This window comes from Rhizobium sp. RHZ02 (genome assembly GCF_014851575.1).
GTDB classification, from domain to species: Bacteria; Pseudomonadota; Alphaproteobacteria; order Rhizobiales; family Rhizobiaceae; genus Rhizobium; species Rhizobium altiplani.
The window spans coordinates 266,371-290,736 of sequence record NZ_JACUZX010000002.1 but is presented as its reverse complement, the minus strand read 5'-3'; the positions used below and the strand labels follow the sequence as shown (position 1 = coordinate 290,736).

At 60.1% G+C, this 24,366-nt stretch carries 23 protein-coding genes, 1 tRNA gene and 1 pseudogene; 6 read left to right on the top strand and 19 right to left on the bottom strand.

Annotated elements, in window-relative coordinates; genetic code table 11:
• Positions 1-38: 38 nt before the first annotated feature.
• Positions 39-575, top strand: coding sequence for a SixA phosphatase family protein (locus IB244_RS04230; protein WP_025658126.1), 537 nt, complete (start codon positions 39-41; stop codon positions 573-575).
• Between the two features lie 56 nt (positions 576-631).
• Here the strand turns inward: IB244_RS04230 and IB244_RS04225 are convergent, their stop codons facing one another.
• Complete coding sequence (locus tag IB244_RS04225) at positions 632-1,462, bottom strand: aldo/keto reductase (RefSeq protein WP_169683148.1); 831 nt, start codon at positions 1,460-1,462, stop codon at positions 632-634.
• A 138-nt stretch (positions 1,463-1,600) separates the two neighbouring features.
• Positions 1,601-2,068, bottom strand: coding sequence for a L,D-transpeptidase (locus IB244_RS04220; RefSeq protein WP_246734322.1), 468 nt, complete (start codon positions 2,066-2,068; stop codon positions 1,601-1,603).
• A 224-nt stretch (positions 2,069-2,292) separates the two neighbouring features.
• Here IB244_RS04220 and IB244_RS04215 point away from each other — a divergent pair, with 224 nt between their 5' ends.
• Positions 2,293-2,976, top strand: coding sequence for a response regulator transcription factor (locus IB244_RS04215; protein ID WP_018855834.1), 684 nt, complete (start codon positions 2,293-2,295; stop codon positions 2,974-2,976).
• A 1-nt stretch (position 2,977) separates the two neighbouring features.
• Positions 2,978-3,433 carry a cyclic nucleotide-binding domain-containing protein gene (locus IB244_RS04210; protein ID WP_112655454.1) on the top strand — a complete coding sequence of 152 codons (456 nt, stop codon included), beginning with the start codon at positions 2,978-2,980 and terminating at the stop codon, positions 3,431-3,433.
• Between the two features lie 4 nt (positions 3,434-3,437).
• On the opposite strand, the gene IB244_RS04205 is transcribed toward IB244_RS04210, so the two are convergent.
• The 6 genes from IB244_RS04205 to tesB all read right to left on the bottom strand — a co-directional run bounded on the left by IB244_RS04205 (position 3,438) and on the right by tesB (position 10,986).
• Positions 3,438-4,241, bottom strand: coding sequence for an exodeoxyribonuclease III (locus IB244_RS04205; RefSeq protein ID WP_018855836.1), 804 nt, complete (start codon positions 4,239-4,241; stop codon positions 3,438-3,440).
• Between the two features lie 126 nt (positions 4,242-4,367).
• Positions 4,368-5,039 carry an outer membrane lipoprotein carrier protein LolA gene (locus IB244_RS04200; RefSeq protein WP_025658123.1) on the bottom strand — a complete coding sequence of 224 codons (672 nt, stop codon included), beginning with the start codon at positions 5,037-5,039 and terminating at the stop codon, positions 4,368-4,370.
• 136 nt (positions 5,040-5,175) lie between these two features.
• Positions 5,176-7,836, bottom strand: a complete 2,661-nt coding sequence (locus IB244_RS04195; protein WP_026371600.1) for an FtsK/SpoIIIE family DNA translocase — start codon at positions 7,834-7,836, stop codon at positions 5,176-5,178.
• 241 nt (positions 7,837-8,077) lie between these two features.
• Complete coding sequence (locus IB244_RS04190; RefSeq protein ID WP_192241916.1) at positions 8,078-9,511, bottom strand: ammonium transporter; 1,434 nt, start codon at positions 9,509-9,511, stop codon at positions 8,078-8,080.
• A 28-nt stretch (positions 9,512-9,539) separates the two neighbouring features.
• Complete coding sequence (locus IB244_RS04185; RefSeq protein WP_018855840.1) at positions 9,540-9,890, bottom strand: P-II family nitrogen regulator; 351 nt, start codon at positions 9,888-9,890, stop codon at positions 9,540-9,542.
• A gap of 211 nt (positions 9,891-10,101) precedes the next feature.
• Positions 10,102-10,986: an acyl-CoA thioesterase II gene (gene tesB / locus IB244_RS04180; RefSeq protein ID WP_018855841.1), complete on the bottom strand. Its 885-nt coding sequence runs from the start codon at positions 10,984-10,986 to the stop codon at positions 10,102-10,104.
• Between the two features lie 86 nt (positions 10,987-11,072).
• Between tesB and IB244_RS04175 the strand changes: the two genes are divergently transcribed.
• A complete protein-coding gene (locus tag IB244_RS04175) occupies positions 11,073-12,287 on the top strand; it encodes a ubiquinone biosynthesis hydroxylase (RefSeq protein WP_018855842.1) in 1,215 nt (404 codons plus the stop codon).
• On the opposite strand, the gene IB244_RS04170 is transcribed toward IB244_RS04175, so the two are convergent.
• The 4 genes from IB244_RS04170 to IB244_RS04155 all read right to left on the bottom strand — a co-directional run bounded on the left by IB244_RS04170 (position 12,288) and on the right by IB244_RS04155 (position 14,792).
• Positions 12,288-12,476: a Trm112 family protein gene (locus IB244_RS04170; RefSeq protein ID WP_007794429.1), complete on the bottom strand. Its 189-nt coding sequence runs from the start codon at positions 12,474-12,476 to the stop codon at positions 12,288-12,290.
• A 9-nt stretch (positions 12,477-12,485) separates the two neighbouring features.
• Complete coding sequence (locus IB244_RS04165) at positions 12,486-13,151, bottom strand: LON peptidase substrate-binding domain-containing protein (protein WP_018855843.1); 666 nt, start codon at positions 13,149-13,151, stop codon at positions 12,486-12,488.
• 112 nt (positions 13,152-13,263) lie between these two features.
• Positions 13,264-14,229, bottom strand: coding sequence for a thioredoxin (trxA, locus tag IB244_RS04160; protein WP_018855844.1), 966 nt, complete (start codon positions 14,227-14,229; stop codon positions 13,264-13,266).
• A 53-nt stretch (positions 14,230-14,282) separates the two neighbouring features.
• Entirely contained in the window at positions 14,283-14,792 is a 510-nt protein-coding gene (locus tag IB244_RS04155) for a prolyl-tRNA synthetase associated domain-containing protein (RefSeq protein ID WP_026371601.1), read from the bottom strand.
• A gap of 253 nt (positions 14,793-15,045) precedes the next feature.
• Here IB244_RS04155 and IB244_RS04150 point away from each other — a divergent pair.
• Positions 15,046-15,120 (top strand) — tRNA-Gly (locus tag IB244_RS04150).
• 173 nt (positions 15,121-15,293) lie between these two features.
• Here the strand turns inward: IB244_RS04150 and IB244_RS04145 are convergent.
• From IB244_RS04145 to IB244_RS04115, 7 genes and pseudogenes are all read right to left on the bottom strand, one after another.
• Complete coding sequence (locus IB244_RS04145; RefSeq protein ID WP_162745720.1) at positions 15,294-15,467, bottom strand: hypothetical protein; 174 nt, start codon at positions 15,465-15,467, stop codon at positions 15,294-15,296.
• Positions 15,468-15,582: 115 nt separating this feature from the next.
• The gene (locus IB244_RS04140) at positions 15,583-16,632 is read right to left on the bottom strand and encodes an Ldh family oxidoreductase (RefSeq protein ID WP_192303216.1); all 1,050 of its coding nucleotides are present in this window, start codon (positions 16,630-16,632) and stop codon (positions 15,583-15,585) included.
• Positions 16,633-16,669: 37 nt separating this feature from the next.
• Positions 16,670-17,631: pseudogene (locus IB244_RS04135) on the bottom strand (hydroxyacid dehydrogenase).
• A gap of 77 nt (positions 17,632-17,708) precedes the next feature.
• Positions 17,709-18,698, bottom strand: coding sequence for a 4-hydroxythreonine-4-phosphate dehydrogenase PdxA (gene pdxA, locus IB244_RS04130; RefSeq protein WP_018855849.1), 990 nt, complete (start codon positions 18,696-18,698; stop codon positions 17,709-17,711).
• A gap of 32 nt (positions 18,699-18,730) precedes the next feature.
• Entirely contained in the window at positions 18,731-19,864 is a 1,134-nt protein-coding gene (locus tag IB244_RS04125; protein ID WP_113469716.1) for an iron-containing alcohol dehydrogenase, read from the bottom strand.
• Positions 19,865-20,214: 350 nt separating this feature from the next.
• Positions 20,215-21,402, bottom strand: a complete 1,188-nt coding sequence (locus IB244_RS04120; RefSeq protein WP_169683153.1) for a sialidase family protein — start codon at positions 21,400-21,402, stop codon at positions 20,215-20,217.
• An 11-nt stretch (positions 21,403-21,413) separates the two neighbouring features.
• The gene (locus tag IB244_RS04115; protein ID WP_192303214.1) at positions 21,414-22,319 is read right to left on the bottom strand and encodes a dihydrodipicolinate synthase family protein; all 906 of its coding nucleotides are present in this window, start codon (positions 22,317-22,319) and stop codon (positions 21,414-21,416) included.
• 306 nt (positions 22,320-22,625) lie between these two features.
• Here IB244_RS04115 and IB244_RS04110 point away from each other — a divergent pair, with 306 nt between their 5' ends.
• Positions 22,626-24,275: an ABC transporter substrate-binding protein gene (locus IB244_RS04110; protein WP_018855853.1), complete on the top strand. Its 1,650-nt coding sequence runs from the start codon at positions 22,626-22,628 to the stop codon at positions 24,273-24,275.
• Positions 24,276-24,366: the final 91 nt, after the last annotated feature.

Here is a 24,366-nt window from a genome sequence, read left to right as displayed (position 1 = left end):
CGCCGCGTTCGACCCCCTGGCTCCTTTCAGGTGAGCATATGAGCGCCGCAAAACCCTCCACCAAACGACGCCTGCTTCTTCTTCGTCACGCCAAATCCGCATGGCCGGAGGACGTGGCCGACCACGACCGCCCGCTGGCCGGCCGTGGAGAAAAGACAGCGCCATTGATGGGCCGCTACCTCGCGCGTGAAAAGCTTATTCCCGATCTCGTGCTTGTATCGTCCGCGCGCCGCACGCAGCAGACCTGGAAACTCGTCGCCAAAAAGCTGCCGCCCTCGATCGCAAAGCAAGATTCGGAGGACTTGTACGAAGCCTCTGCGGCGAAGATCGCTGCCGTCGTACAGTCGATCGATCCATCGGTCCGGACCCTCATGCTGATCGGACACAATCCCGGTTTTCAGGATCTTGCGGATGGCCTGATCGGTGCAGGCGACCCGGAGGCATGTGTTGGCATCAGGGAGAAATTCCCGACAGCCGCACTTGCCGTCATCGAGTTCGATGTGGATCGCTGGAAAGGGCTAAAGCCAAAGAGCGGCACGCTGGAGCGGTTCGTCACGCCGCGTTCGCTCGCCTGAGTGAAAACTGCGTCTCCCTCCTCCCCGCATAAAGAGGAGGGAGCGCAAAGTTCAGATCAGAAATTGGCCGTGTACGGATCCGGCCCCATGCGGGCGCTCTTGTCGTCAAGCTTGGCAATCGCCGCCATGTCGGCAGCATCCAGCTTGAAATCGAAGACCTTGAAATTCTCCTCAATGCGCGACGGCGTCACCGACTTCGGAATGACGACGAGACCGCTGTCGATGTGCCAACGGATGATGACCTGCGCGGGTGTCTTTCCGTGCTTCCTGGCGATCTCGCCAATCGTCGCATCGGCGATCAACTTGCCCTGACCGAGCGGGCTCCAGGATTCGGTGGCAATGTTCAGCTTCTTGTGCGCTTCCTGCGCCGCCCGCTGCTGGAAATCCGGATGCAGCTCGATCTGGTTGATGACAGGGACGACACCTGTATCGCCGATGATCTGTTCGAGATGGTCGGGATAGAAGTTGGAAACGCCGATCGAACGAGCGCGGCCCTCTTCCCGGATCTTCACGAAGGCCTTCCAGGTTTCGCGATAGAGCCCACGCTGCGGCGACGGCCAGTGGATGAGGTAGAGATCGACATAATCAGTACCGAGCTTCCTCAGGCTGCCTTCGAAGGCGCGCATGGTCGCGTCGTAGCCCTGGTCGGTGTTGCGGAGCTTGGTGGTGACGAAAATGTCCTTGCGATCGAGGCCGGACGAGCGGATGCCCTCGCCGACGCCTTCCTCGTTGTCGTAGCCGGACGCCGTGTCGATGTGGCGATAGCCGGCGGCAATGGCCGTGCGCACCGTCGGTGCCGCAATCTCCTGGGGCGTCTGCCACACGCCGAGACCGACCTGGGGAATGGAATGTCCGTCATGGAAAGTGATGATGGGTTGCTGTGCCACAATATGTCTCCGTAATTTTGAAGAATTGGACGGGGCATGATTGAATCCGCTTCTTGCGGATTTCCCTGCGCGCATTTCAGCCGTGCGCCGGTCGAAAGGGCATATAGGTAAGCGGGACTGGTTTATCACCCCCGAGCGTCAAAGAACACGAACGACATTGCCTCTGCGCATGAAGGGCAGAAGACGCTGCATATCGCGCGGATGAACGGCGACGCAGCCGGCGGTCGGCTCGTAACCCGGCCTGATCAGATGGAAGAAAATCGCGGAGCCCCGATTGCGCGCCCGAGCCGTGACGTTCCAGTCGAGCACGAGGCAGATGTCGTAGAGGCCGTCCTTGCGCTTCATCTCCTCATGGCTGCGGCCGAAGGGCGCCCGGACCAGGCGATTGTAATTGGCGTCGTCCGGCTGGTCGCACCAGAGCATATCCTCACGGATGCGGCGAATTGCAAGCGGCGTCTCCAGATGTGTGGGCCGGTCGCCACGGCGGAAGCCGGAAAGCAGCTTCATCGAGGCGATTGGGGTGGCGCCATCTCCCTCGCGCTTGAGAACCGTTCGGCCTGAACGACCGATCGCTGCAGGCACCCTGAGGGCGCCGAACTGGATCAAAGCCCTGCTTTTTTAGCCGGGCGCAGGACGAACGAGGAGGGTCGTCGACTTTATCCGCGTCGGACGCCTTGTTTTCTCCATTTTTCTCACATGTGTTTGCGATTGCTAGGATTGTGATTGAAATCACATAGCATCGTATACGACAACAGCTCGGTCGCCCGATCTTTGCCAATGCCGGAAAATTGGCGTAGGAGTGAGGGACCGTAGGCGAGGGAAAGAGCCGCATGACCGCACGCACCATTCTCTTGGTGGATGATGATGACGACCTCCGCGAGACACTCACGGAGCAGCTTTCGCTCTATGACGAATTCACGGTCCTCCAGGAAACGACAGCGGCCAAGGGTGTCGAGCGCGCGCGATCAACGCCGATCGACCTGTTGATCATGGATGTGGGCCTGCCTGACATGGACGGCCGCGAAGCCGTGAAGCTGCTGCGCAAGGGCGGCTTGAAAGCCCCGATCATCATGCTGACCGGCCATGACACGGACTCGGATACGATCCTGGGCTTGGAGGCTGGCGCTAACGACTACATCGCGAAGCCCTTCCGCTTTGCCGTCCTGCTTGCCCGCATCCGCGTGCAGCTCCGGCAGCACGAGCAGAGCGAGGACGCCACCTTCAATGTCGGCCCCTATGTCTTCAAGCCGAGCCAGAAGCTCCTGACGATGGACAGCGGGCAGAAGATCCGTCTGACCGAAAAGGAAGCCGCGATCATTCGCTACCTCTATCGCGCGGAGCAAAAGGTCGTCACCCGTGACGTGCTGCTGGAAGAGGTGTGGGGTTACAATTCGGGGGTGACGACACACACCCTGGAAACCCACGTTTACCGTCTCCGCCAGAAGATCGAACGCGATCCCTCCAACGCCGAGATTCTGGTAACGGAAAACGGCGGCTACAAGATCATACCGTAGCATGGCCCTAAACGACGACATCAGGCTACTGTCGCAGCTGCCGCTGTTCCACGGCATGTCCGAGGATCAGCTGCGTCTGATCGCCTTTGGTGCGGATCGCCGCGTCATGTCGGCCGGCCAGATGCTCTTCCGCGAGGGCTCGCCGGCAGAAAGCGCCTATGTGATCCTCAGCGGCAATGTCGAACTCAGCCGCACCGGTCGCGACGGTCAGCCCGAGATCCAGAACACCGTCGGACCCGGCACGCTTCTATCCGAACTTGCCCTGATCACCTTGGTCGAGCGCAAGTTTACGGCCGTTGCAACGGAAGACACGAGCATCATCCGCATCACGCGCTCACTCTTCCATCGGTTGATCGAGGAGTATCCGGATGCAGCCCGGTTGATCGAGAGCCGTATCCGCGACAATATTGCCGAGCTTGCGGCCAGAGCCGCGGCCCAGCTTCACCGCTTTGTCTGACAGATCAGAGATTGAAGTGCGCCGTGACAGGCACGTGGTCGGACGGCCGCTCCCAGCCGCGCGCTTCCTTCAGGATGTCGATGCGCTGCAGGTGTGGCCCAAGATCCTTTGAGCTCCAGATGTGGTCAAGGCGGCGGCCGCGATCGGCCGCTTCCCAGTCCTTGGCGCGATAGCTCCACCAGGTATAGAGCTTTTCGTTCTCAGGCACGTGCTGCCGCATAAGGTCGAGCCAGGCGCCGCGCTGCATCACCTGGAGAAGGCCTTCCGTCTCCACGGGCGTGTGGCTGACGATCTTCAGCAACTGCTTGTGGGACCAGACGTCCTGCTCAAGCGGAGCGATGTTGAGGTCGCCGACAAGGATTGAGGATGTATTCGCCTCGCCATTTGCCTTGAGCTGCTTCATTTCCTCGATGAAATCGAGCTTGTGGCCGAACTTCGGATTGATCTCCCGATCCGGTTCGTCGCCTCCGGCCGGCACGTAGAAGTTATGCAGGCGAATGCGCCGGCTACCGCGCTCGAAGATGGCCGAGATGTGCCGCGCGTCACCGACGTTGCAATAGTCCTGCCGGTGGTCCTCGACCAATGGAACGCGCGATGCAATCGCAACGCCATGATAGCCCTTCTGGCCGTGGATGATGATGTGTTCGTAGCCCATCGCGCGCAACGGCGAGGCAGGAAACAAGTCGTTCGGAACCTTCGTTTCCTGGAAGCAAAGGATGTCCGGCTTATGTTTGAGGACGAATTGCTCGACGATCGGCATGCGCAGCCGCAGAGAGTTGATATTCCACGTCGTAACCGAGAAGCTCATTCCATCTTTGCCTTTCAAAACCGGACGAACTGGCTTTAGAGCAAAGGCTTTGCCGATGGAACGGATACGCGCAAAGAAAAACGCCCCGCGAGATCGCGAGGCGTTCTTCTCATAAAACAGCTGAAATCAATCTCGGTAAGCGGCCGTTCCCGGGATCACTTCATAGGGCACCCTGAACACCTTGTCGTCGAACTGGACGCCCGTCTTGACGTTGAACACCATCACCGAGGTGTCCTTGCCTTGGTTGTCGGTAATCGTCCACTGGCGGAGATCGTAGGTCTTCGGGTCGAACATCATCGTAATTGTCGAGTTACCGAAGATCGTGTTGTTGCCAAGGGCGATCGTCGTCAGGTCGGACTCCTGCTTCACGCTCTTCACCGAGCCGGCCGAGAGATCGATCCGTTGCGCCAGCAGCAGGCTGAGCGGCGTCTTCGACAATGGGTAGAGATCCCACGTCTTGAGCTTCATATTTCCAACAGCAACGTTCTTGCCGTCCGCGATGACACGGATCGGTGACGGATTGTCATAGTTGAAGCGCAGTTTGCCGGGGCGCTGAATGTAGAACTTTCCGCCGGTCTGCTCGCCACGCGGGCCGAATTGAACGAATTCGCCCTGCATCGTAGCGACGCTCGAAAAGTGATCCGCGATCGCCTGCGCGGTGCTGGCACCTGAAGCAGCGGATGCCGCTTGCGCATAGGCAGCAATCGGAATCGCAGATGCCGCAGCGGCGGCCAGCGAGCCGAGAAGATGGCGCCGGCTCAGCGAGATGCGATCCAAGATGGAATCGGAGTTGTTCATCTATGTCTCCTTTATGCAATTCGAATGCTGCGGAAACGCGGCGCCTTCATGGCGTAGTTCGCAGACCTGCATAAACTAACGGTTTCAGCGCGATCAGGTTTCCGTGATCCCGGCATCATTTTGATCGCTGTCGACCTCAACGGTCGAGAATATCGTCTTCGGTCGGAACCAGGATCTCGCGTTTTCCAGCATGGTTGGCGGGACCGATGATGCCTTCCTGCTCCATCCGCTCGATCAGTGATGCGGCGCGGTTGTATCCAATGCCAAGTCTACGCTGAATATACGACGTTGACGCCTTTCCGTCACGCAGAACGATGGCGACAGCCTGGTCGTACGGATCGTCGGAATCGGAGAGATTGGACGTCCCTGCCGGACCGCCGCCGTAGTCGCCGTCTTCGTCGTCATCGGCGGTGATGGCGTCGAGATATTGCGGCGAGCCTTGAGTCTTCAGATAGGAAACGATCTCCTCCACTTCCATATCGGCAACGAACGGACCATGGACGCGCTGAATGCGCCCGCCGCCGGCCATATAGAGCATGTCGCCCATGCCGAGGAGTTGCTCGGCGCCCTGCTCTCCGAGGATGGTGCGGCTGTCGATCTTCGACGTCACCTGGAAGGAAATGCGCGTCGGGAAGTTTGCCTTGATCGTGCCCGTGATGACATCGACGGACGGACGCTGGGTCGCCATGATGACGTGGATGCCGGCCGCGCGTGCCATCTGCGCCAGGCGCTGCACAGCACCTTCGATATCCTTGCCGGCGACCATCATCAGGTCGGCCATCTCGTCGATAATGACGACGATGTAAGGCATGGGCTGCAGGTCGAACTCTTCCGTCTCGTACATCGCTTCGCCGGTATGGCGGTCGAAACCGGTCTGGACGGTGCGCGAGATCACCTCGCCCTTGGCAAGCGCCTGCTCGACGCGGCTGTTGAAGCCGTCGATATTGCGGACGCCGATCTTCGACATCTTCTTGTAGCGCTCTTCCATCTCGCGGACGGTCCACTTGAGCGCAACGACTGCCTTCTTCGGATCCGTCACAACAGGCGAGAGAAGGTGCGGAATGCCGTCGTAGACGGACAATTCGAGCATCTTCGGATCGATCATGATCAGGCGGCACTGCTCCGGCGTCATGCGGTAGAGCAGTGACAGGATCATGGTGTTGATGGCGACCGACTTACCGGAACCGGTCGTACCGGCAACCAGCAAGTGCGGCATCTTCGCCAGATCAGCAATCACGGCCTCGCCGCCGATCGTCTTGCCGAGCGCCATGGCAAGCTTGGCCTTGGAGCCCTCGAAGTCACGGGAAGCGATGAGTTCACGCAGATAGACGGTTTCGCGCGTGGAGTTCGGCAGTTCGATGCCGATCGCGTTGCGACCCGGCACGACGGCGACGCGGGCAGCGATCGCGCTCATCGAACGGGCAATATCGTCGGCAAGGCCGATGACGCGAGACGACTTGATGCCAGGCGCAGGTTCCAGTTCGTAAAGCGTGACGACCGGACCGGGACGAACGTGGATGATCTCGCCCTTGACGCCGAAATCCTCGAGCACGCCCTCGAGCATGCGCGCATTCTGTTCCAGCGCGTCGGCAGATAGTGTTGAATCTCGCACGACATTCTTCGGTTCCGCGAGAAGGTGCATCGACGGAAGCTGGAAGCCCTCGGGACGAATGAACGATCCCTGCTGCTCCCGTTCGAGACGCGCACCAGGTTTCGGCCGCGCCGGAGGCTGCACGACGCGCGGTTCCGCGCGCCCGGTCGCCTTGGCCGGAGCGCGAATCATCCAGTCATCGTCATCAGGCAGGATATCGGCCGGCCGCGGCGGCATGTCGTCGAACGGCAGATCGTCGTCATCGTCATCATTGTTCAACGAAATGGACGGCGTAGAAACAATGCGGCGCTGCGAGGCAGCGCGCGGCTCCATTGATGGCTCCATGCGATCGCCGCGCCCGGCCGGCGCCTTTGCGCGAACCGGTTCGTTCAGCTTGCCAAACTCGTCGTCGTTGAAGTCGTACGGCGACTCGAAATCATCCTGCCGGCGCTTGCGCGGACCCATGCCGAGCAGCCGGCGCATTCGGGCCTGGCTCATGTACCAGGCGTGCGTCAGCGCACCGAAGGCAAGCCAGCCGCCTTCATCGTCATCTTCATCTTCGTCGCCGACCGAGCGCAGCTTGGAGCGAGTGCTTGCGTAGGCTTCCTCGGCCTCCTCTTCATCGTCCTCGCTGCGACCGACGATGCCGGCAGCAAACAGCATCATCCAGACGGTCGGGACAGCGAACACGCAACCGACGGCGGTCGCAAAAGCGCCCGTCGGATAGGCACCGACGAACAAGGCAGGAAACCGCAGGATCATATCGCCAATAACGCCGCCGATGCCATTCGGGATCGGCCAGGTGAGTGGTGGCGGGAAGCAGCCAATAACGGCGGAGGAGAGCACGGAACCCAAGCCCCAAGCTGCGGCGCGCGCGGGAATGCGGCTGAAACGCCTGCCTGAGATCAGAGCGAGAGCCCAAGCGACAACCGGCAGAAGCGCCACGACACTGGCCAGGCCAAAGAATTGCATGGCGATGTCGGCGAACGCGGCGCCGCCATAACCCAGGATGTTCGTCGGTTGGTTCCCGGTCGCATAGGAATAGCTCGGGTCCGCGACGTTCCAGGTCGCGAGCGCTGCGACCGCCAATGCGAGCAGCAGGAAGATGGCGAAGCCAAAAAGGGTCTGCGCCTGCCGGAACATGAAACCCGAGAGGGAAAAACGGTCCGGCCGGCCATCCATTGCTGGCGATGTGCTTCTTGCCATGTGTGTACCCGTCCAATGCGTGAGAGCGTTCGAATCGCCAAGCGTCTGCGCTCAGTACCTTCGCCCCACCTAATCAGAGGACAGTTAAAGCGGTATTAACCATGCCGCCCCCACATCTTGCAGCGGAAAATAAAAAAGCCCGAACCTATGGAGGTCCGGGCCAAGAGCGGTCTATTCGGATGAATAGGCCGCGACGGGCTGTTCAGCGGCGCCGGCTTGCGCCAGCGCCGCAATGCCTTGATTACGCGTGGTAAGCGGCTTCGCCGTGGGTCGAAAGGTCGAGACCTTCGCGCTCGGCTTCAACAGAGACGCGCAGACCGATAACGACATCAACGATCTTGTAGAGGATCAGGGAACCGATACCCGACCATGCGATCGTTGTCAGGACGCCCTTCAGCTGAGCGAAGACCTGCGTCGCCGTGCCCGGATAGCCGGCGGCGAAATCGGCCGTCGAGTAATCGACAATGCCTGCGCCGCCGAGTGCCGGGTTGACCAGGATACCGGTGCCGATGGCGCCGAGGATACCACCGATGCAGTGAACACCGAAGACATCGAGCGAGTCGTCGTAGTTGAACTTGTTCTTCACGACGTCAACGAAGAAGTAGCAGACCGGCGAGACGATGAGGCCGAGAACGATCGAACCCATTGGGCCGGCGAAGCCAGCTGCCGGGGTAACGGCAACGAGACCAGCGACAGCGCCCGAAGCTGCACCGAGCATTGAAGCCTTGCCGCGGGTGAAGTTTTCAACGAGGCACCAGGACACAGCGGCAGCAGCCGTTGCGACAAAGGTGTTGATCATCGCGAGCGAGGCGTAGGCATTTGCTTCGAGGTTCGATCCGGCATTGAAGCCGAACCAGCCGACCCACAGAAGCGAAGCACCGACCATCGTGAGGGTCATGGAGTGCGGTGCCATGATTTCCTTCTTATAGCCCGTGCGCTTGCCGAGCATGATGGCGCCGATCAGACCGGCAATACCGGCATTGATGTGGACGACCGTGCCGCCGGCGAAGTCGAGCGCTCCGTAGGAGAAGATCAGGCCAGACGGCGAAGTGTAGGAGCTTGGGCCACCCCAGAACCAGACCATGTGTGCCATCGGAAAGTAGACGAAAGTGACCCACAGAACCACGAACAGCATGACGGCCGAGAACTTGATGCGCTCGGCAAAGGCGCCGACGATCAGGGCTGGCGTGATGCAGGCGAAGGTCATCTGGAAGCAAACGAAGGTCAGCTCGGGAATTGCAACGCCCTTCGTAAAGGTCTCTGACAGGGTGGTCGTGTCGACGCCTGCAAGGAATGCCTTCGAGAAGCCGCCGACGAAGCTGTTGAGCGAACCGCCGTCCGTAAAGGCCAGCGAATAGCCGTAGGTAACCCAGATGATCATGACCACGGCCGTGATCATGAAGACCTGCATGAGAACGGAAAGCATGTTCTTGGCGCGGACGAGGCCACCGTAGAACAGGGCGAGGCCCGGAATTGTCATCAGCAGGACAAGCACGGTGGAGATGAGCATCCACGTGTTGTCGCCCTTGTCGACCGTCATCGCAGGAGCAGCAGCGACGGCAGCAGGCGCAGCGGTCGTGGCGGCATCCTGCGCGAAGGCGGCAACCGGCGCGAGCAGCGCGGCAGGCGCAGCAGCAAGCCGCGCATATGTGGAGGAAAATTTCGAGATTGACATTGAAAGAGGCTCCCTTGCTCTGCCGCTCTTACAGCGCTTCTGTGTCGGTTTCGCCGGTGCGGATGCGCACGGCATGGTCGATCGAATAAACGAAGATCTTGCCATCGCCGATCTGGCCGGTCTTGGCGGATGACACGATGGCCTCAACGGCCTTGTCGACGAGTTCGGAAGCAACCGCGATTTCGATCTTGAGCTTCGGCAGGAAGCTCACCGCATATTCAGTGCCGCGATAAATCTCAGTATGCCCCTTCTGGCGCCCGTAGCCCTTCACTTCGGTCACGGTCAGGCCCTGGATGCCGATCGCCGTGAGGGCTTCGCGCACCTCGTCCAGCTTGAACGGCTTGATAATGGCCATCACAATTTTCATCTGGTTTCCCATCCTTCGTTATCCTCGGCGCGGAGCCGACTCTCCTTGCCGCTGACGTTCACGAACAGCGACCGGGGATATACATTCAAGGAGCGTGCCAGATTCCCACGAGGAAGCTAACCTATTGAAATATAATGGTTATATAAAGCGGCACTAATAAACAGGCAAATGACTGCCCGATAATCGCTCAAAAAATACCCAAATGAACAAATGTGCCTACAATTTATTCATTTGCCCTTTTACGAATCAGCCCCTCCTGCGCCACCGACGCAATCAGGGTACCGTCCCTCGTAAACAAGCTACCGCGAGTGAGGCCCCTCGCGCCGGAAGCCGAAGGACTGTCCTGCGTATAAAGAAGCCAATCGTCGAGTTTGGTTGGCCGATGGAACCACATCGAGTGATCGAGGCTCGCAACCTGGATCGTCTGATCGAAGATCGACGTTCCATGCGGATAAAGCGATGTATCGAGCAGGGTCATGTCGGAAAGATAAGCCAGGATCGCCGCCTGATAATAGCGATCGTCGGGAACCGGCCCCGTCGCCCGCACCCAGACATGCTGAACCGGATCGAGCTTCTCATCCGAGAAATAATGCGTCAGCGATATCGGCCGGATCTCGATCGGCCGTTCACGCTCCCAATATTTGCGAATCGGTGCCGGCGCGTTGGCAAGAAACTGTGCTGCGATCTGCCGTTCATCGAGCAGCTTCTCAGGAGCGGGAACATCCGGCATGAGGATCTGGTGGCCGAAGCCGGGCTCCTCGATCTGGAATGAGGCAGAGAGAGCGAATATCGCCTCTCCATGCTGGATGGCGACGGCGCGGCGTGTATTGAAACTCGACCCATCGCGAATCCGCTCGACCTGATAGACGATCGGCACCGAAGGATCGCCAGGGCGCATGAAATAGGCGTGCAGCGAATGTACAATGCGGTCGCGCGCCACCGTGCGCTGTGCTGCCATCAGCGCCTGCGCGATCACCTGACCGCCAAAAACACGCTGCCAACCAACCTGCGGGCTGCGTCCACGAAAGATGTCGACCTCGATCGGTTCAAGGTCCAGCGTGGAAAGCAGCGTCTCCATCGCAGTCGGTTTTTCGGTGTCACGCGTCATTTTGTTTAGCTCCGGACGGTAGGAAGTGCGGCAGCGATGATCTATATAGATCAATACGATATTCACAAGAAACGGAACGGAACTCCATGCGGGACATGCTGGTTGTAGGCGCGGGTTATGTCGGTCTTTCCGCGGCCGTAGCGGTCAAGCAGGCAGCACCTCATCTCGATATCGTGGTCGTCGAGGCAGCACCTGCGGGCGTCTGGCAGAAGGACATGCGTGCCTCGGCGATTATCGCCGCCGCCACCCGGATGCTCGAGGTTTTCGGCATCTGGGATGAGATCGAGCCCGAGGCGCAGCCGATCACCAAGATGATCGTTACCGATTCGAAAACCGCAGATCCCGTACGGCCGGTTTTCCTGACCTTCGATGGCGAAGTGGAGGATGGACGGCCCTTCGCGCACATGATTTCGAATGTCACGCTCGTCCGGGCGCTGCGGGGCGCATGCGAGCGCCTTGGCATCGAAATTCACCACGGCTTCAGCGCAACCGGTCTCTCCGTGGAAGATACGCACGCAACCGTCACCGCCTCGGATGGCAGCGTGTTGGAAGCCCGACTTGTTGTCGCCTGCGACGGCGTCCGCTCACACTTAAGGGATCTGGCAGGCATCAAGACCGTGTCCTGGGACTATGGTCAGTCGGGAATTGTCACAACAGTCGAGCATGAGCGTCCGCATCACGGCTGCGCCGAAGAGCATTTCCTTCCGTCTGGCCCGTTTGCGATCCTGCCGCTGAAAGGAAACCGCTCTTCGCTCGTCTGGACGGAGCCAACGCCGGAAGCAAACCGTCTGGTCACGTCCGACGATCTCATCTTTGAAGAGGAACTGGAGCGCCGCTTCGGTCACAAGCTTGGCACGTTGAGAACTGTCGGTGACAAGCGCGCCTTCCCGCTCGGATTGACGCTGGCGCGGGCATTCGTCGCTCCGCGTGTGGCGCTCGCCGGCGATGCGGCTCACGGCATCCATCCGATTTCCGGCCAGGGCCTGAACCTCGGCTTCAAGGATGTCGCAGCCCTTGCCGAAACCGTTGTCGAGGCCGACCGGCTTGGCCTTGATATCGGCTCGATCAACATTCTCGAGCGCTATCAGGCATGGCGCCGCTTTGACACCTTCCGTATGGGCGTCACGACCGACGTACTCAATCGGCTCTTCTCGAATGACCTGGCGCCGCTGCGCATCGCCCGCGATTTCGGCCTCGGCATCGTCGATCGGCTTCCCGGCCTGAAGTCGTTCTTCATCGGCCAGGCGGCCGGCACCACAGCCAAGGACAATCCTCGCCTGCTCGCAGGACAGACGATCTAGTCAGTCGTCCAGTCCACGGGCCTCCGAGACCAGCATGATCGGAATGCCATCACGGATCGGATAGGCGAGGCGCGCCTTCTCCGACACGAGTTCATTGTGCTCGCGGTCATATGTTAGCCGACCCTTTGTCAGGGGGCATACCAACAGTTCGAGAAGCTTCGGATCAACGCGGCTGAGTTTTTCGTCCATGAATCCGTTTTACTGCAGAACGGTGTCCGAGTCACCGAAGACACGCGCCAGCACGATCTCGGTGATCGCGATCAGCGTTTCCGCTCGTGTCTTTAGGTCGGGCGCCTCCAGGAGCGCCTGCTTCTCGGCAGGCCCGAAGGGTGACATCATTGCCAGCGAATTGACGAGCGTCAGGTTGCTGGCGCGCTCGACGCTTTCCCAATCGGCCTCGAGCTTGTTTGCATCGAGATAGGCCTTGAAAGCAGCCAGAAGCGCGGCGCGATCGACAGCGTCCTCCTCATCGCGTGCCGAGAGATCGGCAATGAACGGTGCTATGCGGAAGGTCCGGAACGGATTGTGCGTCTCGCGCTCCTCTAGAAGGCGAAAACGGCAGATGCCGGTGAGGGAAACGATGTAGCGACCATCCCCTGTTTCGGCGAAGGATGTAATGCGTCCAAGGCAGCCAACCGGGGCCAGAACCTCGCCCTGCCCTTCCTGGTCCCCCAACGCGGGCTGGACCATGCCGATCAGTCGATTTCCCGACAAAGCGGCGTCGAACATCGCGAGATAACGCGGCTCGAAGATATTGAGGGGTAGCTGGCCTGTGGGCAACAGAAGCGCACCGCCAAGCGGAAAGACAGCGATCGTGTCGGGCAGATCACCGGGCTTTAAGTATCGTGCATTCCCCACTTGCATAGAGACTGGTCCTGCGTCACCCGCGGGCGCGACAGGATGCGCCCGCACAATCGGGAATGTGGGGCCCGCCCCCGAAAACGCAAGGGCGGGCGATCGAAACTTGAAGCCCGAATTACGAAAATAGCATGGCCGAGAGCTTGCGCCGTGCCGAAACCGTCGCAGGATCCTTGAAGCCCCAGACGTCGAAGAACTGCAGCAGTTGCCGGCGAGCGCCATCGTCGTCGAAAGCGCGGTCCTTGCGCATGATATAAAGCAGATGCTCTGCCGATTCTTCGCGCCGACCCTCGACGTTGCGGATTTTGGCAAGCTTCAGGCGGGCCTCATGATCGTCGGGATTTCGCGCTAGGTCCTGCTCCAGAGCGACGGGATCACCAAGCTTGCGCGCCTCCTCGATCTGATCGAGCTTCGTCGATACAGCCTGGATCGCCGGGTCCTTCGCCATCTCCTCAGGCAGGTCAGTCAGCGCCTCGCGCGCACGCTCGTGCTGGTTTGCGGCAATCATGCATTCGGCCATTCCCGCCAAAGCCTTCGCATTCTCGGGATCGGCCTGCATGACGGCGCCGTAAAGCTGTGCGGCACCATTGATATCGCCCGATGCCAACAACTCGTTCGCCTCCTTGAGGACGCCTTCGATTTCGGCCGCCTGGTCGGCGCCGGCCGGACCGGCGATCCGATCGATGAACTGGTTGATCTGGCTCTCCGGCACAGCGCCCATGAAACCATCGGCGGGACGACCGCCGACGAAGGCGATTACGGCCGGAATCGACTGGATACCAAGCTGGCCTGCGATCGACGGATGGTCATCGATGTTCATCTTGACCAGCTTGACGCGCCCTTGCGCTTCATTGACGACCTTTTCCAGCACTGGGGTCAGCTGCTTGCAGGGACCACACCACGGTGCCCAGAAATCGACCAGAACCGGCTGGTTGCGAGATTCCTCGATGACATCCTTCGCGAAATTCGCGGTCGTCGTATCCTTGATGTAACCGCCCGCGCCCGCAGCCGGGGCCGCCCCATAATTCGCCGTTGCCGTCATCTGGCCAAAGGAATTGCTGTAAGGATTGTCGTTGCCGCTCATGGATATCTCCCGCCGTGCCGGTCAGCCGGCTTTTCTAGCGCTAAAATCGTATGTCAGGACGTCACTTTCAAGACAAGCGGCTTATGTCCCGTCGCTTCCATAAAGCGAATAAGATCTCCGCTTGCAATCGAAGTCGTTGCATCATTGGACAGTGGGTGGCAATTGATGATCTCGTCCTTCATCAGATCGGCATCGAGAACGAACGTCACATTTCCACCGGTGTCATTGATGGCCCCAAAGGCCGTGACCGAACCGGGCGCAACCCCAAGATACTCCATCAGCCTTTCCGGCTTTCCGAAGGAGACCTTGCTGGCGGCGCCGATCAGCGTGTGCACCGTCTTCAGATCTACAGTCGCATTTTCTTCAACCGTCAGCAGGAAGAACTGATCCTTTTTGTCTTTGACGAAGAGGTTTTTCGTGTGGCCGCCGGGGATCTCGTCACGCAGTGCGACCGATTCGGCAACCGTAAAGACAGGCGCATGGTTTTTGGTGCTGTGCTTGATATCCAAGCCATCAAGAAAGGCAAAAAGGTCGTCTCTCGTCTTCGGCGTCTCGTCGGTCATCGGAAAATCCATGCGGTCGGGAAAGTGGATGCATGCCTGATTACGTCCCGCCATCATCTTTTGCAACGCTCCCGGTCGACGCTTTGCCCTGCATTTGCGGCACTTCCGATGTCTCCGAACGAGGCAGGCAAATTTTTCTTCGAATTTCCGTCATTTCCCTGTTGCATTTGAAAATCGTTTGGGCGATATAGCGCCCGTCGCCGCAAGGTGGCGCCCACGGTCCTCACAACTACCCCGGACCGATGCGGATTGAGCGGGTGTAGCTCAGGGGTAGAGCACAACCTTGCCAAGGTTGGGGTCGAGGGTTCAAATCCCTTCGCCCGCTCCAAATTTCCTTCTAACAAGTGATCTTTTTTCAGGCTTTGGCCTGACGATCGCTTGTGTTTTCAAGACATTAGAAATGCGTGCTGGGGCTTGGCGAGATCGCCGGGCAGCAAAAACCCGACGTTCGGCCGCGCCAAAGTCGTCGGTTCTCGGATCTCGAAAAACGGCCAGCGGAATTTAGTTGCGAGGCGATGTCCAGGCATCCTCCGCGCCTTTCTTGGTTGGGGCGGTTTCGCGCTCGTCACCACGCTCGGCATTGCCGCGATCCGCTTCACCTTGCCGGTCGGCGATGTAGGGTGCGAGCATTTGCTCCAAATGAGCTGCGGTCAGACCTGCTGCAAAACTTCTCACCTCATCCCTCCGACTGTTTACGCTTTGTAAACACTTAGCGGCTGTGAGCGGTGATCGAAACGGCTCGATCGAACTCTCCACGTGCTTTTGTTCCAGATGAGCGTTGGCCCCGAAGCTAGGGCATTGCGACGCCGAGCCGCTCGGCATGGGACGCGAGCGATGCCATGATGTTGGAGTGCAGGGCGACCCCATCCGCCAGGGCAGAGCGTTTGCGCGCCAGGCCGTTTTCCCCGGGCAGCCGAACGCGGGCAACGCCGGGTCGCGGCGGATTGCTGCGACACGCATCGGCGAGCCAGCCGGTCTGCCGCAGAAAGGCATCGCGACCCCCAAATGCGTCAGGATCGAAAACCTGGACGGTGACAGCAGCATTGGTACCCTTCAGCCCGTCGACGCGGCCAAGCCCTGAAAGACCTTGGGTGAAGGCTTCGACATGAAGCGCCATGCCATAGCCCTTCTGGCCATGATCGAGCCCTCCGACCGGCATAAGCGTGCCACCGCGTTCGATCACTCGCGGATCACGGCTGGGCTCGCCGTTCTCGTCCATCAGCCACGCATGATCATATTGTCGGCCCTCGCGGACCAGACGTTGCGCCATGTTGACCGTCGTGATCGAGGCGCTGATATCGATCAGGATCGGATCGCCGGGCGTCGGAATGCCATGGGCGACGGGATTCGGCGTGTAGATGCCCTTTCGCCCGCCGAAGGGCGCGACCTGCGCCCCCGATGGACTGGAACTTGCGATGCTGACCATATAGCCGCGATCGGTCGCGATGGTGAGATATGCGGCAAGGCAACCGATGTGATGGCTGTCGGCGATTGCGATCGTCGCCGTGCCGTAGGTCGCCGCACGCTCGCAGGCAAGCTTCACCGCCTCCGATGTCAGCCAGGCACCGGGCAGGCGCTGCCCCTGCCACGCAATGGCCGGCCCGCGGTCGGAGACCACCTCCGGCAGACCTTCGCGCTTCATCACGCCATCGGCGATACTTTGGAGATACCAGCCGGCCAATGCCAAACCATGCGTCGTGTGTCCCATCAGATCGGCTTCGAGGAGATAGTGGGCGACGGCGGCCGCTTTCTCCTCCTCGAGCCCGGCAGCGGCAAACACCGCCCGTGCAAATTGGCGCAGCCTATCCGGCGCATAGCGGATGTCGGATGTCCCGCCCATGGCTTACTCCATTATTTGCCGGCACCGGGCCGCCGGGTCAGCGCGCCAGAAAGCGCGGGTGAAGCGTCACACCGTCGAGCGCGGCAAGCACGTTCTCGGCCGACATGATGGAAACGGCGCGTTTCGCGTCGAGCGTCACGCCCGCGACATGTGGCGTGACGAGCGTGTTCGAAAGCTCTAACAGGGGATTGTCGATGCCCGGCGGCTCGACGGCGAAACTGTCGAGACCGGCTCCGGCGAGGTGCCCATCTTCGAGGGCAGCGACCAATGCCTTCTCATCGACGACTTCGCCCCGCGCCGTGTTGATCAGGAACGCACCTTGTTTCATCAGGCCGATGCGGCGGGCGTCGATCAGGTCTTGCGTCTCAGGTGTCAACAGTGCAAACTGACGATATCGGAGTCCGCAAGAAGCGTATCGAGATCTGTTTCGCGGCTGACCTCATCGCCAAAGGCGCTGTCCGGCGCGTGCGGATCGAAGGCTGAGACGCTCATGCCGATCGCGCCGGCCATTTTCGCCAGCGTCTGGCCGATGAAGCCGAAACCGACGAGGCCAAGCCGCTGGCCGCGCAGCTCGCGTCCCTTGTACTGGTTCTTGTCCCAGATGCCGTCCCGGATCAGCGCGTCCTGGCGCGGCAGATCCTTGACCAGCGCCATGATCAGCGCGAGCGCATGCTCGGCAACGGAGTGCCCGTTGCTGCCCGTAGCCATCGACACCGGAATGCCGAGCGCAGTGGCTGCCTTCACATCGATGTCATTCGTCCCGACGCCGTGCTTGGCGATGTGCCGGAGCTTTCCGCCCGCCTGCATTTCCTCCGAACTAAGAAGATCGGCCAGCAATCGCACGATGACGGCATCCGGTCGGTGGGCCTTCATTGTTTCGATAACGGCTTGCCGGTCGATATAGGGCGGTGTGGCAATGACGCTTGCTCCGGCCTCTTCCAGAAGCGAGCGACCTTCCGGCGCCAGTTCGCCACCGAGAATGACAACAGTCTTTTCCATCGCTCATTTCCTCCAACGAGCAAAGCGGCAGGCGGCGCAACGCTGCGCCGCTGACAATGCAACAAGCACCCGAAGCGTTAAGCCGCCCGTCGGCGTGGAGACCGCGCCATCAGCCGCGCATAGGCAATGGCCGAGAGCATATTCACGTGGTTGGCCTTGCCCGTTCCGGCAATATCGAAGGCCGTCCCGTGGTCGACCGACACGCGATCGATCGGCAAGCCGAGCGAGACGTTGACCGCCGTGTCGAAGGCAATGAGCTTGATCGGGATATGGCCTTGATCGTGATACTGCGCGATGACGAGATCGAAGGCGCCGTTATAGGCACGGGCAAAGACCGTATCCGCCGAGATCGGACCAACGACATCGATCCCCTTCGCCTGCGCCAGCTCGACGGCCGGGGCCAGGAACTCGGTATCCTCGGTGCCAAACAGACCGTTTTCGCCGCAGTGCGGATTGAGGCCCGCGACCGCAATGCGCGCCTTCTTGCCAAGGCGCATGAAGTGGTTGTGGCCTGCCTCGATCGTCGCCAGCACGCGCTCGGTCCTCGCGCGCTCGATCGCGCCCTTCAGCGAAATATGGGTCGAGACATGGATGGTGTTCAGCCGCTCCGAGGCGAGCAGCATGAACGAGCTCTTGGAGCCCGTCAGGTGCGCCAGCAGGCCGGTGTGACCATCATAGTGGTGGCCAGCAAGGTTCATTGCTTCCTTATTGATCGGCGCGGTGACGATGACATCGGCGTCGCCCGACATCGCAAGATCGACCGCGCGGCTGATGTAGCGAACCGAGGCATCGCCCGCCACGGGGCTCACCTTGCCGATCTCCGGTAACGGTGCGCCGAGGTCCACCTCGTCGACGGCAATCTTGCCGGCGACCGCTGCATCCGCCGGCGCAAAGGAAAGTCCGGTTGCTGCCGTTCGATTGGCGCGCTCGAGCGCCTCCGTGTTACCGACGATGACGAAATCGCGCCGCTCCTGTTCCGGCATCGTGGCGAGCGCCTTGACGATCACCTCGGGGCCGACGCCCGCCGGATCGCCGAGCGTCACGGCGACTTTCGCATTTCTGTCCATCACTCACGGTCCTCTTTGAATGGAAGCGCGCCTTAGAAGGCGGCTTCGTAGATCGAGCGGATATCGGCGCGCGACAGGTCGCGCGGATTATTGTCGAGCAGGCGGCGGATGGCAAAGGCATCCTCGGCCATCGCATCCAGATCGCTTTCCGGAACGCCGAGGCAGGAGAGTTTCATCTCAATCCCGAGTTCGGCGCAGAAGGAGTAGGCGGCATCGAACACCGACGCGATCTCGTCGGAGGTCTCGCGACCAAGCGCGTCCATGACGGCACGGGTCTTTGCGGGCACGGCCGGGGTGTTGAATGCGAGAACATGCGGAAAGATCAGGGCGTTTGCCGCGCCATGCGCGACATGCCAGCGTGTACCGAGCGGATAGGCGAGTGCATGGCCGCCAGCCGTATTGACCGGGCCAAGACAGAAGCCGCCATAGAGCGAGGCAAGCGACAGGCCCGCACGCGCCTCGGCGTCGGATCCGTCCTTGACCGCCCGCGCGAGATACTTTCCGACCAACCGCGTACCCTCGATGGCGTAGAGATCAATCATCGGATGCGCCTTGCGATTGGTGAATGCCTCGACACAATGTGCCATGGCATCGACGCCCGTCGCTGCGGTCGTGCGCGCAGGCACGCTGAAGGTAAGCGCCGGGTCGACAACCGCGATATCGGCCAACATGTGCATGCTTTCGACGGCGAGCTTCGCCATCGTCTTCGGGTCTGTGACCAGAGCTCTGATGCCGGCCTCGCTTCCCGTGCCTGATGTGGTCGGCACCTGCGCCAGAGCAACGCGGCGCGGTCCGTGGACCTTGTTCGGTCCTACGACGTCATGAAGCGTTTGCGATGAGCCGGCGAGAACAGCTGCGAGCTTGGCAAGATCCATGGCGCTCCCGCCGCCGAAGCCGACCACAAGCTGCGCATCCGCCGCGTTCGCCGCCGCCAGCACCTTGTCGAGATTGGTAATGTCGGGCTCGGGCGTCACATCGGCAAACACCGTGACCTCACCCTTGAGGGCAAGCGCATCGACCCGCGTCGCATTGAAGGCGTCGGAAATGACGAGAGTCCGGCGATAACCCTTCTCGCCGGCCCACTTGCCGAGCCGCTCCGCCGTACCGACACCGAACTCGATCAGATGCGGCCGAACGATTGTGATAGGCGAATCCAAGCTAACCACCGGACCAGTCCTCCCCTGCAAGTGCTAGCGACACATCAGGTCGCAAAAGATGTAAATTTGTTATACAATGATCGTGTATTTGGCAAGCGACACATTCGATAGTGTCGAAATAAATCGCATTTCTCCTCGAAACCATCGCAGGAAAGAAGATACATTGCATAAGCTAACATATTGAAATTGATTATAACACTCATGCGATCCGTTGTTTGGCGGCGCCGAGAGAGCCAGCACCGAATCGTCGGAAGTAGGGCGCAAAAGTTGTCAAAAAAAACACGCAATCCAACGCGTTTCATGCTCTGATGAAGCCGGGTCGGATCGATGAGGTTCACAACTGACAACCTGTGAAGGCGTCAGGCAATCATATCCGCCGAAAGCCGGACGTATTTGATGGCTCGGCGATAGTAGGTATAGGCGATGTGCACGGCGCCATCTGGTCCCTGGACAATCGAAGGGTAGGAAAACTCGCGATTCACCGAGTCCTTCGAGTTGTTGCTCAGGCAATATCCATCGCCGGTATCGAGGTCGATACGACGTGGGAAGCTTGCGCCGCCGTCGTTGGAGAAGGCGAGACTGAGCGGGGCGCGGGGAACGCCCCAGACGGCCTTGCGGCGCTCGATCGCCGGTGCCGACGCCGCCTTGATCTCATCGTCACCTTCGATCTCATCGTAGAGCGAAAGGCGCCGAGCGTCCGACATCGACGCATTGGAATGGTTATAAACCATTGCTATCACGCCGTTTTTGAGCTTTGTCGCCTGAATTGACGAGTTGTTGTTCGGCAGATCGATCGGCTGCGGCACACTCCAGTGCTCGCCGCCATCACTCGAGCGACTGCACAAGACGGATTCGGCGAACCGATTTCGATAGAAGGCGACAAGGTTGCCATCGTCTGTCGGAACGATGTTCATATGGACCGCCCCAATGCTATCAGGGACCTCGGTCATAGCCCAACTCTCACCTTGGTCGCGGGAGATCAGCACGCCTGCCGTGTCCACGTCGCCAGTCCAGCGCTCGCCGGGCAATCCGATGCAGCGAAAGACCGGCAGGAGCCAAGCGCCGGCCTTGTTGACGATGATCGGCTGGCGAACAAAGGTGCCTGGGATGTCGCAGAGAAGGCGGACCTCTCCGAAGGTTTTGCCGCCATCCTCGGAGGTCCGACATTTGACAACAGAACCATCCTGATTCCCCGAGGTCTGCGAGGTGTAAAGCAGCCAGACTTTTCGATCTGGAGCCGTGAAAATCAGCGGATTCTGCTCGGATTTGGTCGGGTCGTCGGACATTTTCTCCGGCTGCGACCAAACATTGGCATCCGGGGCAAGCCGCGACATGTAAATGGAAATGTCGCCCATCCCCTCCATCGTGCCGCCAAACCAAACGCAGGTGAGCGTCCCGCCAGGCAGAAAGGCGAGGTTGGCGGCATGGTTCTGGATGCAAGGGGAGGGCAGATAGGCATCTGCGCGCCCCCTTTCGTTCGCGTTCGCGACGATCTCTCCGGTCATCAGCGCCGGAACGGCCTCGGCTGGCAAAGCTGTGGAACTCATGGTCGCGCTCCCTACGGCAGCTTGGCGTAGGCTTCGGAAAGCGCGACGTAGTCGGCATCGCTGATCGGCATCAGCGGCGCACGCGTGCGCTTCCAGGCAGCGTTGCCGGTCTTCAGCCCGACCATGGCCTTGATGGTCGGGATCTGCACGTAGGAATTGGAAAGCGTTCTATAGGCGTTGATGCGAGCCTGGGCGGCCTCGACGGCGCCGGCCTGCGTCTCGTCATGCACCTTGTCGTATACGGTTCGCAGCGAATTCGCGACGAGATTGGAGGTTGCCGTGATGCAGCCCGCACCTCCGGCCTTCAGCAGCGGCAAGAGCAGCGGATCGGCGCCCGCCAACACGGAGAAGCCCGGATAAGCTCCGATGATCGCCTGCATGTTATTGAAATCGCCGGCCGATTCCTTGATCCCGACGACAGTGTCGGGGAAGGCTTCTATCAATCGCCCGATCAGCGGAATCGAAAGCGGAACGCCCGAAACCTGCGGGATGTGGTAGAGAATGACCTGCAGCCGGGCGTCGGCGATCTTTTCCAGGACCTGCGAGTAGGCGGCGAATAATCCGTCGTCGGAGACTCCCTTGTAGTAGAAGGGCGGCAGCATCACGACCTTCGTCACGCCGAGCGAAAGGGCGTGCTTGGTCAATTCGACGGTTTCAGGAATGGCAACGACACCCGTCCCCGGGAGCAGCTTGTCGGCCGGCACGCCCGCCTTGAGCGCTGCCTCGAGAATTGCACGGCGCTCGCTCGAGGAGAAAGAGTTTGCTTCCCCCGTCGTGCCCAGCAGGGCGATGCCGTGGCACCCTTCCTGCAACAGTCGCTGGCAGTGCTCGGTGAAAAGGCTGAGATCCGGGGTGCCATCCGCATTGAGTGGCGTCGCGGCCGCGCTAAATACGCCTGTAATCTTGTGATTGCTCATATCGTCCTCCTCGGATGAACGCCGCGAAAAAAGCGGCAGCGACCGGAAATCCGGCCCGCAAGATGGCGTTTTCTTCATCCCCTGAAGCTTTGTTGTCAATATGACAATACAGAGAGCGTCAGTTGTGATTTTTTAACATGTTGAAAAAACTAAAGAAAATATTTCGTTCGTTTTGCCGAGAGCGCCATCGATTAATTTATGTTGACATATTTACATTATCGAGCGAGTGTCTGCGCCATGTCGTGACGCACTTTCGGGAACAGAGTGAAAGTGGTGCCGTCACTGATTTTGTCATGGGAGGACACGATGACTGATCGGAATGAAGGGAATATTGCGCAGAAAGCGCAGATGTCGCGTCGCGACGCGTTGAAGCTTGGCCTCGCCGCCGGCGTCGGCCTCACAATCTTCGGCATGAATGCTCGCATCGTGCTGGCCGATGACGGTCAGGTGTTGAAGGTTGCCAATCCGGCCTTCAACCAGGATTGGTCGCCGTTGCGCGGTGGCGGCGTTCCGTTCCGCTGGAACTCGATCTGGTGGGCCTCGCCGATGTATTTCGACAGCGAAGGCAAGATCAAGCCATACGTCTTCACCAGCTGGGAGTCGCCAGACAACAAGGTCTGGACCTTTAAGATCGATCCCAAGGCTGTCTTCTCGGATGGCAGCAAGATCACCTCGGCTGATGTCAAGGGATCCTGGGAAGTGGCCTCCATGCCCAACACCAAGAGCCAGCGTGCCGACCAGGTACTGAGCAAGGTTCAGGGTTACAAGGAAATCGGCGCCGGTTCCGGCAACGAACTGACGGGCGTCGCCACGCCTGACGAAGGCACCGTCGTTGTGACGCTGGCGGAAGCCGACCCGATCTTCTTCATGCGCCTTGCCAACCATATCGCACCGATCACCAAGGCCGCGCAGTCTCGTGGTAGTGACGGCGAGGAAGTGGCGGACTGGTACAAGCCCGACAGCAGCGCCGTCTATTCCGGCCCGTTCAAGCTGACGAGCATCGACATCGACGCCGGCAAGCTGGTGTTCGAGCCGAACGAGAACTTCTTCGGGCCTAAGCCGAAGCTCGCGCGCATCGAAATCACCTCGATCGAAGACAACGTCACCGCGACGTCGCTCATCAAGTCCGGCGAGTTCAACGCACATACGGAACTGGTCACCTCGACGATTATCCAGGACCTCGGCCCCGAATTCTCCGCCGGTCCGCTGATCCCGACCAGCCAGCACTTCTGGTTCAACGTCACCCGCGCACCGATGGACGATCCGAAGGTTCGCCAGGCATTGATCATGGCGATCGATCGCGACGGCCTCTTCAAGGCTTCCTATCCTGACGGTCCGCACAAGAAGGCCGACCAGATCCTGAATTCCGTTCCCGGCGCCGAAAATTCCGGCTTCGAGCCCTATCCGTACGATCCGGCCGCGGCAAAGAAGCTGCTTGCCGAATCGACCTACGGTGGTCCGGAGCGCCTGCCGAAGATCCTCTTCGTCGGCATTTCCGCCCCGGCTATCGAGGCTGCGGCCCAGTTCATTGCCGAGCAGTGGCGCCAGAACCTCGGCATCACGGCCGTCGACATGAAGCCGCAGCAGGACTCCTATGCCGGTCCGGACCAGAACGCCGTCCAGATCTTCCGCGACGACGTCGGCACTCGTGTTCCCGATGCCGTTTCCTATCTCGCCGGCTGCATCGCCTCGACCTCGTCGAACGCGCAGAACAAGCTTGGCGGCTACAAGAACGACAAGGTCGATGCGGCACTTGCCGAAGCGGCAACGAAAGCCGTCGATGATCCGCAGCGCGTCAAGCTCGCCCAGGATGCCCAGAAGGCATTCCGCGACGATTGGGCATTCATTCCGTGGTATTCTCAGGCGATGTCCCGCTGGGCCACCAAAGAGGTCAAGGGAATGGAGAAGAACCTCGACTGGCAGGTCGTGGCGCCCTGGGACATTTCGATCGGCTGAGCCGGCACGAAACTCTGAAACAGATAGCCCTCTGGCATATTAGCAACCGCGCGAAGACCGCAAGGCCTTCGCGCAAGTTTCAAGAAGACAT

Coding starts and splice junctions, on each gene's coding strand:
- IB244_RS04185 (WP_018855840.1), bottom strand. CDS start 9,890: ATGGGAAACCAGATGAAAATTGTGATGGCCATTATCAAGCCGTTCAAG.
- IB244_RS04215 (WP_018855834.1), top strand. CDS start 2,293: ATGACCGCACGCACCATTCTCTTGGTGGATGATGATGACGACCTCCGC.
- IB244_RS04200 (WP_025658123.1), bottom strand. CDS start 5,039: ATGAACAACTCCGATTCCATCTTGGATCGCATCTCGCTGAGCCGGCGC.
- IB244_RS04170 (WP_007794429.1), bottom strand. CDS start 12,476: ATGGACGAAAAACTCAGCCGCGTTGATCCGAAGCTTCTCGAACTGTTG.
- IB244_RS04195 (WP_026371600.1), bottom strand. CDS start 7,836: ATGGCAAGAAGCACATCGCCAGCAATGGATGGCCGGCCGGACCGTTTT.
- IB244_RS04110 (WP_018855853.1), top strand. CDS start 22,626: ATGACTGATCGGAATGAAGGGAATATTGCGCAGAAAGCGCAGATGTCG.
- IB244_RS04175 (WP_018855842.1), top strand. CDS start 11,073: ATGCGGGACATGCTGGTTGTAGGCGCGGGTTATGTCGGTCTTTCCGCG.
- IB244_RS04190 (WP_192241916.1), bottom strand. CDS start 9,511: ATGTCAATCTCGAAATTTTCCTCCACATATGCGCGGCTTGCTGCTGCG.
- pdxA (WP_018855849.1), bottom strand. CDS start 18,698: ATGGACAGAAATGCGAAAGTCGCCGTGACGCTCGGCGATCCGGCGGGC.
- IB244_RS04205 (WP_018855836.1), bottom strand. CDS start 4,241: ATGAGCTTCTCGGTTACGACGTGGAATATCAACTCTCTGCGGCTGCGC.
- tesB (WP_018855841.1), bottom strand. CDS start 10,986: ATGACGCGTGACACCGAAAAACCGACTGCGATGGAGACGCTGCTTTCC.
- IB244_RS04120 (WP_169683153.1), bottom strand. CDS start 21,402: ATGAGTTCCACAGCTTTGCCAGCCGAGGCCGTTCCGGCGCTGATGACC.
- IB244_RS04230 (WP_025658126.1), top strand. CDS start 39: ATGAGCGCCGCAAAACCCTCCACCAAACGACGCCTGCTTCTTCTTCGT.
- IB244_RS04155 (WP_026371601.1), bottom strand. CDS start 14,792: ATGACCGACGAGACGCCGAAGACGAGAGACGACCTTTTTGCCTTTCTT.
- IB244_RS04140 (WP_192303216.1), bottom strand. CDS start 16,632: ATGGGCGGGACATCCGACATCCGCTATGCGCCGGATAGGCTGCGCCAA.
- trxA (WP_018855844.1), bottom strand. CDS start 14,229: ATGAGCGGCAACGACAATCCTTACAGCAATTCCTTTGGCCAGATGACG.
- IB244_RS04210 (WP_112655454.1), top strand. CDS start 2,978: ATGGCCCTAAACGACGACATCAGGCTACTGTCGCAGCTGCCGCTGTTC.
- IB244_RS04165 (WP_018855843.1), bottom strand. CDS start 13,151: ATGCAAGTGGGGAATGCACGATACTTAAAGCCCGGTGATCTGCCCGAC.
- IB244_RS04115 (WP_192303214.1), bottom strand. CDS start 22,319: ATGAGCAATCACAAGATTACAGGCGTATTTAGCGCGGCCGCGACGCCA.